Consider the following 11,839-nt stretch of genomic DNA (forward strand, 5'->3'; position numbering starts at 1 on the left):
CGTGACCCGCTCGGGGGTCGCGCCGCTGTCCGTCTCGGGACGGTGCTGACGACGGTCGCGTCCGCGCGACCGCACGGAGGATCGGGGACACCCATGCGCACCACCACGCGCGCCGCTCTGGCCGGACTGCTGGCGGCGACCGCCACGTCCGCCGCGGCCACTGCCGCCACCGCTGCCGACACCGACGTCGACGCCGCACCCCTCCTCGCGGCGTCGGGCGACGTCGTCGAGGGCCGCTACATCGTGATGCTCGAGGAGGGCGCCACCGCCGCGGCCGGGGAGCGGCGGGCCGCCGCCCACGGGGGCGAGGTCGTCGCGACGTACGACGCCCTCGGGGGGTACGCCGCCGACCTCACGGCCGCCGAGCTCGACGCCGTGCGGGACGACCCCGCGGTCGCCTTCGTGCAGCCGGACACGATCGTCACGACCGCGGAGGTCGAGGTCGCGGGCACGCAGACCGGCGCGACGTGGGGGCTGGACCGCATCGACCAGGCAGCCCTGCCGCTGGACGGCACCTACACGTACGACGCGACCGGGGCCGGCGTGACGGCGTACGTGATCGACACCGGCATCGACTCCGACCACCCCGAGCTGGGCGGGCGCGTCACCTCCGGCATCGACACGATCGGCGACGGCAACGGCACGGAGGACTGCCAGGGCCACGGCACGCACGTCGCCGGCACGATCGGCAGCACGACGTACGGCGTCGCGAAGGAGGTCGACCTGGTGGCCGTGCGGGTGCTGGGCTGCGACGGCTCGGGCTCGACGGCCGGCGTCATCGACGGGATGGACTGGGTCGCGGCGGACGCGACCGGGGCGAGCGTGGCCAACATGAGCCTGGGGGGACCGGCCGACAGCGCGACCGACGCCGCGGTCGACCGCATGGTCGACGCGGGCGTGACCGTCGCGGTCGCCGCCGGCAACGAGTCGACGGACGCCTGCAGCAGCTCCCCGGCCGCCGCGGCCTCGGCCCTCACGGTGGCGGCGAGCAACGACGCCGACGAGCTGGCCTACTTCTCCAACTACGGCAGCTGCGTCGACGTCATCGCCCCGGGCGAGGCCATCACCTCGACGTGGACGGGCGGCGGGGTGCGCACCATCTCCGGCACCTCGATGGCCGCCCCGCACGTGGCGGGCGCCGCGGCGCTCTACCTCGAGGGCGACCCGGGGGCGAGCCCCGCGACCGTCACCGACGCGTTGCTGGGCGCGGCGACCCCGGGGGTCGTCACGGGCACGGCGGGCTCGCCGAACCTGCTGCTGCACACCCCCTGAGCGCGCCGGCGCCACAGGAGCACGACCGGCGTCGCCGCGGTGGACCCCCCGGGGTCAGCCGCGGCGACGCTGCAGCAGGCGGGAGCGCAGCCGGGCCTCCCGGCCGAGCCGGTCGAGGTCCCGCTCGCGGCGCGTGGCGAGCACCGCGCACAGGAACGCCTCCGGCGGCGCGGTCACGGGGGGCAGCGGCGCGACGTACGCCGTGAGGCGGTCGGCGAGCTGCAGGGCCAGCACCTCGCGGGCGCGCGGCTCGAGGGTGTGGGCGCGGGCGAGGAACTGCCGGGCCGCGAGCACCAGGTGCGGTGGGGGCGCGGCGACGTCGGCGGTGCGGGCCCACTCCTGCAGGGGCCAGGGCATCGCCGGCGGCGTGGGCAGCACGAGCTGCACGCGCTCGCGGGCGACGTACGTGCCCGCGGCGTGGTCGCCCAGCCGCTTGCCGCGCGGGCTGAGCAGGGCCGTGAGGAACGCCGGGGCGCCGAGCAGCAGGTAGGTCTCCACGACGCCGACGAGCGCGCGGGTGAAGGCCTGCGGGAAGGCGATCGGCCCGCCGTCGTCGCGCACCGTGCGCAGCCCGAGCGCGAGCTTGCCGACGCTGCGCCCGCGGGTGAGCGTCTCGACGAGGGTCGGGGCGCCGACGAAGGAGAGCACGAGCGCCAGGATGCTCGCGGCCTCGAAGAGCGCCTCGTCGGTGCCGATCGTCGCGACCGAGAAGAGGATGGTCAGGGTCACGAACGTCCCGACGACGCACAGGCCGTCGAGCAGGCCCGACGCGACCCGCACGCCCAGGCCGGCGGCGGGCACCTCGATGGCCACGGCCTCCGCGGTGACGACGTCGTCGCTGCCGACGGCGGCGTGGTCACCGGGGTCGCCGACCCGGGCGCCGCGCGGCCAGGGACGGACCGCCGCTCGTGTGCTCATCGCGGCCCAGCATAGGGCGCTCTAAGGTGGGCGCGTGGACCTCGACGCCTACGCCGTGACGCACGCGGGGGAGTGGCAGCGCCTCGACGAGCTGTCGCGGGCCCGCCGCCTCTCGGGAGCCGAGGTCGACGAGCTCATGGAGCTCTACGACCGGGTCGGCACCCAGCTGTCCGTCGTGCGTGCCGTCGCCCCGGACGCGGAGGTCGTCGGCTTCCTCTCCGCGCTGCTGGCCCGCACGCGGATCCGGGCGGGCGGGGCGCGCACCACGACGTGGCGCGCGGTGGCGGAGTTCCTCACGCACCGCTTCCCGGCGGCGCTCTACCGCCTGCGCTGGTGGTGGCTGGCCACGGTCGCCGTGAACGTCGTCGTCTTCGCCGTCTCCGTGCTGTGGCTGCTGGAGAACCCGGTGGTCGAGCAGAGCCTGCTCTCACCGGGGGAGATCGAGCAGTACGTCGACGAGGACTTCGAGAACTACTACAGCGAGCACGCGGCGGCGAGCTTCGGCGCGCGGGTGTGGATCAACAACGCGTGGGTCGCGGCCCTGTGCCTCGCCCTCGGCGTGCTGGGCGTGCCCGTCGTGTTCCTGCTGCTGAGCAACGTCGTGAACGTCGCGATGGCCTGCGCGATCATGACGCGCGCCGACCACGGCGGCCACTTCTGGGGGCTGATCCTCCCGCACGGCCTGCTCGAGCTGACGGCCGTCTTCGTCGCCGGCGGGGTCGGGCTGCGCCTGTTCTGGTCGTGGGTCGATCCCGGCGACCTGACCCGCGGCCGCTCGATGGCCCGCGAGGGCCGCACGGCCGCGACCGTCGCCCTGGGGCTGGTGCTCGTGCTGCTGGTCTCCGGCGTGATCGAGGCCGTCGTCACCCCGTCGCCGCTGCCCACGGCGGCGCGCATCGCCATCGGGGTGCTCGCCGAGGCCGTCTTCCTGGCCTACGTCTTCGTGCTCGGGCGCCGCGCCGTGGAGCAGGGGTACGACGGGGACGTCGCCGAGGACGTCGGCGGCGCCCGCGTCGCGACCGCGGCCTGAGCCGTCGTACCCGGCCCGACCGGTGCCAGGGCCGGCCGGTGGTAGAGGCAGACCGGCGTCAGAGGAGGCCGCGGGCCTTCAGCGACAGGTAGTGGTCGGCCAGCGCCGGGGCGAGGCGTTCGGCGTCGGTGTCGACGACGTGCACCCCGAGCGCCGCGAGCAGGTCGGCCGTGGCCCGGCGCCGCGCCATCGCCTGCTCGGCGGCGGCCGCCGTGTAGACGTCGCCCGCGTCGTCGCGGGTGCCGGCGAGCGCGTCGAGGGCGGGGTCGCGCACGGAGGCGACGACCACCCGGTGGTGGCGGGTGAGCGTCGGCAGCACGGGCAGCAGGCCCTCCTCCACCGCCGCGGGCTCGAGCGGCGTCAGGAGCACGACGAGCGCGCGCCGGCGTCCCATGTCCTGCACCGCCCCGGCGAGGCCGCGCCAGTCCGCCTCCGCGATGACGGAGCCCAGGCCGGCCATGGCCTCCGACAGGGCGTGCACGACGCTGCCCCCGCCCGTGGCGCGCACGCGGCGCCGTACCACCCGGTCGCCGGCCAGGAAGTCGACGCGGTCGCCGGCGCGCCCGGCGAGCGCGGCCAGCAGGAGGGCGGCGTCCATCGCGGAGTCGAGCCGCGGCACGTCGGCCACCCGGCCGGCCGACGTGCGGGAGGTGTCGAGCACGAGCACGACGCGCCGGTCGCGCTCCGGCTGCCAGGTGCGCACGACGACGTTGCGGCTGCGCGCGCTGGCCCGCCAGTCGATGGAGCGCACGTCGTCGCCCCGCACGTACTCGCGCAGCGAGTCGAACTCGGTGCCCTGGCCGCGCACGCGCAGCGCCGAGCGACCGTCGAGCTCGCGCAGCCGCTCGAGCCGGCTCGGCAGGTGCTTGCGCGAGGAGAACGGGGGCAGCGCCCGCACGCTGCCGGGCACGTCCAGCGTCCGCTGGCGGTACGCCGTGCCGAGGGGCCCCGCGAGCCGCACGGTGGTGCCGAGCGAGCGCAGGTCCCCGCGGCGCACCGGGTGCAGGGCCGTGGTGAGCCGCACGGAGTCGCGCCCGGTCAGGACGAAGCGGTGACGGTTGCCGCGTGCGCCGGCCGAGGGCTGCCACGCGTCGCGCAGCCGCCCGCGCACCGTGCGGGCGCCCGTGCCGCGCACGACCACCGTGGTGCGGGTGCTCGTGCCGAGGCGGATGCTGCCGCCGTCCTCGACCCGCGTGACCTCCACCGCGCCCGGGGACGGCGCGAGCAGCCAGTCGGCCGCGACGACGAGCGTCACGACGGCCAACCAGAGCCACACGGTGCCGATGCCCGGGCGCAGCACCACGGGCACCAGGCCGAGGAGCACGAGGAGCGGGACGCGCCCGCTGATCGCCACGCCGGCCTCAGCGGGGGACGGGGACGCTCGCCAGCGCGCTGGCGAGCACCTGCCCGACCTGGACGCCCTCGAGCTCGGCCTCCGGCCGCAGGGTGAGGCGGTGGGCCAGCGTCGCGTGCGCCAGCGCCTTGACGTCGTCGGGGGTGACGTAGTCGCGGCCCTGCAGCCACGCCCAGGCCCGGGACGTGCGCAGCAGGGCGGTGGCGCCGCGGGGGCTGACGCCCAGCTCCAGCGACGGCGACTCGCGGGTGGCGCGGGCGATGTCGACGACGTAGCCGAGCACCTCCTCGGCGACCTGCACCCGGCGCACGGCGGCCTGGCCGGCGAGCACGTCGTCGGCCCCGGCGACCGCGGTGATGCCGGCGGAGGCGACGTCGCGCGGGTCGAAGCCCGCCGCGTGGCGCCGGAGGACCTCGAGCTCGGCGGCGCGCTCCGGCACGGGCAGCACCACCTTGAGGAGGAACCGGTCGAGCTGCGCCTCGGGGAGCGGGTAGGTGCCCTCGTACTCCACGGGGTTCTGCGTCGCGGCCACCAGGAAGGGGCGGGGCAGCTGGCGGGTCGTGCCGTCGACCGAGACCTGGCCCTCCTCCATGGCCTCCAGCAGCGCCGACTGCGTCTTCGGGGGCGTGCGGTTGACCTCGTCCGCGAGGAGCAGGTGGGTGAAGACCGGGCCCTCCCGGAACACCAGCTCGCCGCCGCCGCCCTCGACGACCATGGAGCCGGTGATGTCGCCGGGCATCAGGTCCGGGGTGAACTGCACGCGGCGGGTGTCGACCGACAGCGCGCCGGCGAGCGAGCGCACGAGGAGCGTCTTGGCGACGCCGGGCACGCCCTCCATGAGCACGTGCCCGCCGCACAGCAGCGCGACGAGCAGCCCGGAGACCGCGGCGTCCTGGCCCACGACCGTCTTGGCCACCTCGCGGCGCACCGCGGCCAGCCGCTCGCGCGCCCGGGCGTCGGCGTCGTGGGCAGCGCCGGCCGGGGCGGTGCCGGCCGGGGCGGCGTGGGCTCCGGCGTGCGGCTGGCCCTCCTTGCCCAGCGACAGGGGCGGGGGCGGGGGCGTCTCGCTCATGTGCGGCGTACCTCTTTCTCCAGGTCGGTCAGCAGGTTGGCGAAGGCGACGAGGCCGGCGTCGTCGTCCGGCACGGGGGCCGACGGGTGCAGCAGGGCGCCGACGGCCCCGACGTCGCGGCCGCTGCGGGCGGCGACCTCGACGACGAGCGCGTGCGGGTCGGTGCGGCGGGACGCCCCCAGCTGGGCGGCCAGCCGCTCGCGCGTCGCGGAGCGGAGGGCGTGCGCGGCGTGCTGGCGGTCGCGCGCCCCGCGGTAGAGCCGGCCGCGGCCCTCGGTGGTCTCGATGGCCCGCACGGTGACGGGCAGGGGCTCGACCGCGAGGGCGCCGAACCGCCGGCCGCGCCACCAGGCGAGGGCGACGACGACGGCGACGAGCAGCCAGCCCGCGGGCACCACCCAGCGGGGGAGCGCGGCGCCGAGGCCCACGCCCTGGTCGCCGACGAGGTCGTCGGGGTCGGGCACGTACCAGACGAGCCGGTCGGAGGCGCCCAGGAGGCGCAGCGCGACGGCGGCGTTGTCGGCGCGGAGCACCTGGTCGTTGGTGAGCAGGTCGTCGGCGCCGAGGAGCACGACGCCCTCCTCGACGGCCAGCAGGACGCCGTCCGCGGTGGGGAAGCAGCCGTCGGCGTCCTCGAGGGCGAGGGCGGAGTCGACGGCGATCTCCAGGCCGTCGAGGTCCGCCTCGAGGTCCTCGGCGGCGGCCCGGTCGCAGTCGGCGGCCAGGTCCTCGGCCTCGCCGGCCCACCGGGGGTCGACGTCGAGGCCGAGCAGGTCGACGGCGCCCGGGCCCGGGTCGGCGACGACGAGCCGGCCCGGGGCCGTGGCGTCGACCAGGTCGCGGGCGCCGCGCTCGCCGAGCGCGGCGGGGTCGCTGACCAGGACGGTGGTGGCGTCGTCGACGTCGGCGTCCGCCAGGGCGTCGGCGTCGCGGGCGACGACGACGTCGACGCCCTGGTCGGCCAGCACGCGGGCCAGCGCCCGCCCGCCGGTGGGCGTCGCGTCGTCGGGGTCGAGACGACCGGAGTACGTCGGCTGACCCCGCCCGAGCGCCACGGCCGTGACGATCAGCGCGAGGAGGGCGAGGCCCACGACGAGGGCGGTGCGCAGCGACCGGCGCCGACCGGGTCCCGGGCCGCCGCTCCCACCGGCGGCGGGCGCTGCCGGTGGGAGGGGGTGCACGGGGGCGCTCACCGGGCGCCCGCCAGGGTGTCGTCGAGCGCGAGCACGGAGCGGGCCTGGTCGGCGGTCGCGGGGCGGTCGCCGTACAGCACGTCGTCGAAGAGCCGCGCGGCCGCGGGCACGCCGGCGGCGCGGTCGGGCGAGGCGTCGACGAGGGCCCGGGCGACCTCGCCCGCGGTGGCCCCGGGCACGTCCGCGATGCGGCCCCGCTCGACGGCACGGACGGCGAGCGCGCGGAAGGCGTCGAGCACCGCGTCCTCGTGGCGGCCGGCGGCCAGGGCCGCCTCGGCGCGGGCCCGCAGCTCGGCGGCGCCGACCCCCCGCTCGCCGAGCACCGCCCCGGCGCGGCGCACCCGGGCCGAGCCGCGCAGCCGGGTCAGCAGCCACGCGAGCGCGAGGACGAGGAGCACGGCGACGAGCAGGGTGGCGAAGGTCTGCAGGGGCGGGGACTCGGCGGTGGTGCTGACACCGTCGTCGAGCCAGCGCCGGAGGCGGTCGACGATGCGCTGCACGAGGTCGCTGTCGTTGTACTCCGGGCGGAGCAGCTCGCGGCGCAGCGCGTCCCGGGCCTCACCGGGGGCGGGGTCGAGCGGCGGGTCGGCCAGGATCCTCACCGGCGTCCCCCCGTGTGCCCCTCGTCGGCCTGCGTCCACAGCGTGACGTCGTACCCCTCGCCGCGGATGCGCAGGTCGAGGTACTGCACCGCCACCACCGCGGCCAGGTACGGCGTCACGAGCGCCCCCACGGCCACCGAGCCCAGCGCGGTGAGGCCCACGGCGATCCACTCGCCCGCCTCGCCGGCCGCCGACGGCGCGACCTCCGCGCCGATGGTGAAGGGTGCGGAGAGCAGCAGGGTGGCCACGAAGGAGACGAGCCCGGCGAGGAGCCACGTGCCCAGCACGCGCCAGAACGAGCGGCGCGTCAGGGCGAGCGCCCGGCCGAGCCCGCGGCCGACCCCCGTGCGCTCGAGGGCCACGACCACGAGGGCCAGCCCGGTGAGGCGGACCCCCGTCCAGAGCAGCAGGAGGAGCAGGAGCGGACCCGTGAGCAGGCAGTAGAGGACCGTGAGGCCCACCGACCCGGTCCCGGCGAGCAGCACGACCGACAGCAGGTAGCCACCGACCAGCAGCGCGTAGCCGACGGCGATGAGGACGGTCAGGCCCAGCAGCGCCCAGCGCCGGCCCCGCAGCCGCCGCCACGCCTCGTCGAGGGTGATGAGCTCGCCCACCGCGGCGGCGTGCACCACGTGGGCGAGGATGCCCGCCAGGTAGGCGGAGCCGACGAGGGAGACGACCTGCCCGACGACGAGGACCGTGCCGGAGCCGAGCAGGCGGGAGACCGACTCCGCGGAGCCGTCCCCGAGACCGTCGCCGACGGCCGCCCCCGCCACGGTGGTCAGCCCCCCGACGACGAGCACGGGGACGACGAGCGTCACCGCGGCCACGACGAGGGCGGCGCCCAGCGTGGCACCGGGGGCGGTGCGCAGGACGCGCAGCGCGGTGTCGAGGACGTCCCCGGTGCTCATCGGACGCAGGGGCACGCCCCCGGGCTGGCTGGCGAGGGGGACGCGGGCCGCTGCCGGGCGCGAGCCGGCCGGCGTGGTGGCGGGCGCGACGCCCATCCCCGCCAGCGCGGCGGCGTACGGCGAGCGCGGCGCCTCGGGGGCGCGGGCAGCGCCGGGCGGGGGAGTCGTGCCGCTCAATGGGGCCCCCGTCGCTCAGGTGGGGGAGCCGCCGACCGGCCGCCCCCGCGGTCGTGCGGCATGCTACCGGGGGAGCAGGCGGCGCACCGGCCGACCACCGCGCCCGGCGCGCGGGACCCGATTTGGACGCCTGCCCGACCTTCTGCCAAGATAGCCCGGTTGCTCCGGCGGGTCGCCGGGGCGTGGCTCCACCTTGAACACTGAATCGCGTCTCCCGTCGGGCTCAGGCCCGGCCTGCGTTCGGTGCTCGGCGTGGTCGCCGCGCCGCACCTGGAGACCCGATCAGCCCGACGAACCGGTCGGGCGCCGCCAACGACATCGCAGGACCCCGGTCCTGTCGCGCCCCGCGCACTGCTGTGCGAGGAGCCCGCGACACGCCCGACCGCGTGGGTCGGAGATGTCAGGTGGTGGAGACACGGCGGCGAGGTCCCACCCGGGACAGCGTCGTGAGACGACAGCACGCGGTGCTCCACCGGGCACGAACGAGTAAGGACGAGAGAGACCTATGGCGGGACAGAAGATCCGCATCAGGCTCAAGGCCTACGACCACGAGGTCATCGACACCTCGGCGCGCAAGATCGTTGACACGGTCACCCGTACGGGCGCGAAGGTCGCCGGTCCTGTGCCGCTGCCGACGGAGAAGAACGTCTACTGCGTCATCCGCTCGCCCCACAAGTACAAGGACAGCCGCGAGCACTTCGAGATGCGCACCCACAAGCGCCTCATCGACATCATCGACCCGACCCCGAAGACGGTGGACTCGCTCATGCGGCTCGACCTGCCGGCGGGCGTCGACATCGAGATCAAGCTCTGAGTTCGGGCAGGACGGAGACAACAGAGCCATGACCATCGAACACAACGTGAAGGGCCTGCTGGGCACCAAGCTCGGCATGACCCAGACCTGGGACGAGAACAACCGCATCGTCCCCCTGACCGTCGTCGCCGCCTCGACCAACGTGGTCGCCGCGGTCCGCACCCCCGACGTGGACGGCTACAACGCCATCCAGGTCGGCTTCGGCGAGATCGAGGGCCGCAAGGTCTCGAAGCCGCAGGCGGGCCACTTCGCGAAGGCCGGCGTCACGCCGCGCCGCCACGTGGTCGAGATCCGCACCGCCGACGCCTCGACGTACTCCGTCGGCCAGGAGCTGGACGCTTCCGAGATCTTCGCCGCGGGCGAGGAGATCGACGTGACCGGCACCAGCAAGGGCAAGGGCTTCGCGGGCACGATGAAGCGCCACGGCTTCTCCGGCGTCGGCGCCTCGCACGGTGCGCACCGCAACCACCGCAAGCCGGGCTCGATCGGCGCCTGCGCCACGCCCGGCCGTGTCTTCAAGGGCACGCGGATGTCCGGTCGCATGGGTGGCGACACCGTCACCACGCAGAACGTGACGGTGCACGCCGTCGACGCCGAGAAGGGCCTCGTGCTGCTCAAGGGTGCCGTCCCCGGCCCCAAGGGCGGGCTCGTCGTCCTCCGCTCGGCCGCCAAGAAGCAGGAGGCTGGCAAGTGAGCGACGTCAAGAAGGTCGCCGTGGACCTCCCCGCCGAGGTCTTCGGCGTCGAGGTGAACGTCCCGCTGATCCACCAGGTCGTGGTGGCGCAGCAGGCCGCGGCCCGCCAGGGCACGCACGCCACCAAGACCCGCGGCGAGGTCCGCGGTGGTGGCCGCAAGCCCTACAAGCAGAAGGGCACCGGCCGCGCGCGCCAGGGCTCGACCCGCGCCCCGCAGTTCGTCGGCGGCGGCACGGTGCACGGCCCGCAGCCGCGCAGCTACGAGCAGCGCACGCCCAAGAAGATGAAGGCCGCCGCCCTGCGCGGTGCCCTGTCGGACCGGGCCGCCAACGGCCGGGTGCACGTCGTCGAGGCCTTCCTCGAGACCGGCGTGCCCTCGACCAAGGCCGCGAAGGCCGCCCTGGCCTCGATCTCGGACCGCACGCGGTTCCTCGTCGTGGTCGAGCGGGACGACACGCCCACGTGGCTCTCGCTGCGCAACCTGCCGTCGGTGCACATCGTCGCCCAGGACCAGCTGAACACCTACGACGTGCTCGTCTCCGACGAGGTCGTCTTCACGACCACGGCGTACGACGCGTTCGTCGCGCGGATCGCCGGCCAGAAGGAGGACGCGAAGTGAGCGCCCTGAACAAGGACCCGCGGGACATCCTGCTCGCGCCCGTGGTCTCCGAGAAGAGCTACGGCCTGCTCGACGCGAACAAGTACACGTTCCTCGTGCACCCCGACGCCAACAAGACCGAGATCAAGATCGCGGTCCAGAAGGTGTTCGGTGTCAAGGTCACCTCGGTCAACACGCTCAACCGGGCGGGCAAGACGCGTCGCACCCGCTTCGGCATGGGCAAGCGCAAGGACACCAAGCGCGCGATCGTCAGCCTCGCCGAGGGCGACTCCATCGACATCTTCGGAGGTCCGGTCGGCTGACCGGGCTTCCCGAGACAAGGACTCCTGACTCATGGCAATCCGCAAGTACAAGCCGACCACGCCCGGACGCCGCGGCTCGTCGGTCGCCGACTTCGTCGAGATCACGCGCACCACGCCCGAGAAGTCGCTGACGCGTCCGCTGCCCAAGAAGGGCGGCCGCAACAACCAGGGCCGGATCACCACCCGGCACCAGGGTGGCGGTCACAAGCGCGCCTACCGCGTCATCGACTTCCGTCGCTACGACAAGGACGGCGTGCCGGCCAAGGTCGCGCACATCGAGTACGACCCGAACCGCACGGCGCGCATCGCGCTGCTGCACTACGCCGACGGCGAGAAGCGCTACATCGTGGCGCCCAAGGGCCTGCTGCAGGGCACCCCGGTCGAGTCGGGCCCCGGCTCCGACATCAAGACCGGCAACAACCTGCCGCTGCGCAACATCCCGGTCGGCACGACGATCCACTGCATCGAGCTGCGGCCCGGCGGCGGCGCGAAGATCGCCCGCTCCGCGGGCAACAGCGCCCAGCTGGTCGCCAAGGAGGGCTCGCGCGCCACGCTGCGCCTGCCCTCGGGCGAGATGCGCTTCGTCGACGTGCGCTGCCGCGCCACCGTCGGTGAGGTCGGCAACGCCGAGCAGTCGAACATCAACTGGGGCAAGGCCGGCCGCATGCGCTGGAAGGGCAAGCGCCCGACCGTCCGTGGTGTCGTCATGAACCCGGTCGACCACCCGCACGGTGGTGGTGAGGGCAAGACCTCCGGTGGTCGCCACCCGGTCTCGCCGTGGGGCAAGCCCGAGGGCCGCACGCGCAAGCGCAAGGCCAGCGACGCCCAGATCATCCGTCGTCGCAAGTCCGGCAAGAAGCGCTGATAGGGAAGTAACGAG

Annotated in this window: 13 protein-coding genes; 7 read left to right on the plus strand and 6 right to left on the minus strand. The window is 75.4% G+C overall.

Going from position 1 to position 11,839, the window contains the following annotated elements; genetic code table 11:
- Positions 1-93: 93 nt before the first annotated feature.
- Positions 94-1,272 (plus strand): S8 family peptidase, encoded by a 1,179-nt coding sequence (locus INN71_RS03325; RefSeq protein WP_301799555.1) that lies wholly within the window; start codon positions 94-96, stop codon positions 1,270-1,272.
- 54 nt (positions 1,273-1,326) lie between these two features.
- Here the strand turns inward: INN71_RS03325 and INN71_RS03330 are convergent, their stop codons facing one another.
- Positions 1,327-2,190, minus strand: a complete 864-nt coding sequence (locus INN71_RS03330; RefSeq protein ID WP_301799557.1) for an RDD family protein — start codon at positions 2,188-2,190, stop codon at positions 1,327-1,329.
- Positions 2,191-2,224: 34 nt separating this feature from the next.
- Here INN71_RS03330 and INN71_RS03335 point away from each other — a divergent pair, with 34 nt between their 5' ends.
- A complete protein-coding gene (locus INN71_RS03335) occupies positions 2,225-3,220 on the plus strand; it encodes a stage II sporulation protein M (protein ID WP_301799559.1) in 996 nt (331 codons plus the stop codon).
- Positions 3,221-3,278: 58 nt separating this feature from the next.
- On the opposite strand, the gene INN71_RS03340 is transcribed toward INN71_RS03335, so the two are convergent.
- Genes INN71_RS03340 through INN71_RS03360 form a run of 5 tightly spaced genes read right to left on the minus strand, consistent with a single transcriptional unit; the run spans position 3,279 to position 8,529 of the window.
- Entirely contained in the window at positions 3,279-4,574 is a 1,296-nt protein-coding gene (locus INN71_RS03340) for a DUF58 domain-containing protein (protein ID WP_301799561.1), read from the minus strand.
- 7 nt (positions 4,575-4,581) lie between these two features.
- A complete protein-coding gene (locus INN71_RS03345) occupies positions 4,582-5,646 on the minus strand; it encodes a MoxR family ATPase (RefSeq protein WP_301799564.1) in 1,065 nt (354 codons plus the stop codon).
- On the minus strand, positions 5,643-6,839 hold the full coding sequence (locus INN71_RS03350) for a DUF4350 domain-containing protein (protein WP_301799565.1): 1,197 nt from the start codon (positions 6,837-6,839) through the stop codon (positions 5,643-5,645). Before INN71_RS03350 ends, INN71_RS03345 begins: the two co-directional genes overlap by 4 nt.
- The gene (locus INN71_RS03355) at positions 6,836-7,441 is read right to left on the minus strand and encodes a DUF4129 domain-containing protein (protein ID WP_301799566.1); all 606 of its coding nucleotides are present in this window, start codon (positions 7,439-7,441) and stop codon (positions 6,836-6,838) included. The genes INN71_RS03350 and INN71_RS03355 overlap by 4 nt, the downstream gene beginning before the upstream one ends.
- The gene (locus INN71_RS03360; RefSeq protein WP_301799567.1) at positions 7,438-8,529 is read right to left on the minus strand and encodes a hypothetical protein; all 1,092 of its coding nucleotides are present in this window, start codon (positions 8,527-8,529) and stop codon (positions 7,438-7,440) included. The genes INN71_RS03355 and INN71_RS03360 overlap by 4 nt, the downstream gene beginning before the upstream one ends.
- A 505-nt stretch (positions 8,530-9,034) precedes the next feature.
- Between INN71_RS03360 and rpsJ the strand changes: the two genes are divergently transcribed.
- The 5 genes from rpsJ to rplB are packed head-to-tail and all read left to right on the plus strand — an operon-like array spanning position 9,035 to position 11,824.
- Positions 9,035-9,343: a 30S ribosomal protein S10 gene (gene rpsJ, locus INN71_RS03365; protein WP_008360994.1), complete on the plus strand. Its 309-nt coding sequence runs from the start codon at positions 9,035-9,037 to the stop codon at positions 9,341-9,343.
- Between the two features lie 34 nt (positions 9,344-9,377).
- The gene (gene rplC, locus INN71_RS03370) at positions 9,378-10,037 is read left to right on the plus strand and encodes a 50S ribosomal protein L3 (RefSeq protein WP_301799698.1); all 660 of its coding nucleotides are present in this window, start codon (positions 9,378-9,380) and stop codon (positions 10,035-10,037) included.
- Positions 10,034-10,657 carry a 50S ribosomal protein L4 gene (rplD, locus tag INN71_RS03375; protein ID WP_277501002.1) on the plus strand — a complete coding sequence of 208 codons (624 nt, stop codon included), beginning with the start codon at positions 10,034-10,036 and terminating at the stop codon, positions 10,655-10,657. The genes rplC and rplD overlap by 4 nt, the downstream gene beginning before the upstream one ends.
- Positions 10,654-10,959, plus strand: a complete 306-nt coding sequence (rplW, locus tag INN71_RS03380) for a 50S ribosomal protein L23 (protein ID WP_277501001.1) — start codon at positions 10,654-10,656, stop codon at positions 10,957-10,959. Before rplD ends, rplW begins: the two co-directional genes overlap by 4 nt.
- 31 nt (positions 10,960-10,990) lie before the next feature.
- Positions 10,991-11,824 (plus strand): 50S ribosomal protein L2, encoded by an 834-nt coding sequence (rplB, locus tag INN71_RS03385; protein ID WP_277501000.1) that lies wholly within the window; start codon positions 10,991-10,993, stop codon positions 11,822-11,824.
- Positions 11,825-11,839 lie beyond the last annotated feature (15 nt).

Source organism: Nocardioides sp. ChNu-153, assembly GCF_030466625.1.
Classification (GTDB): domain Bacteria; phylum Actinomycetota; class Actinomycetes; order Propionibacteriales; family Nocardioidaceae; genus Nocardioides.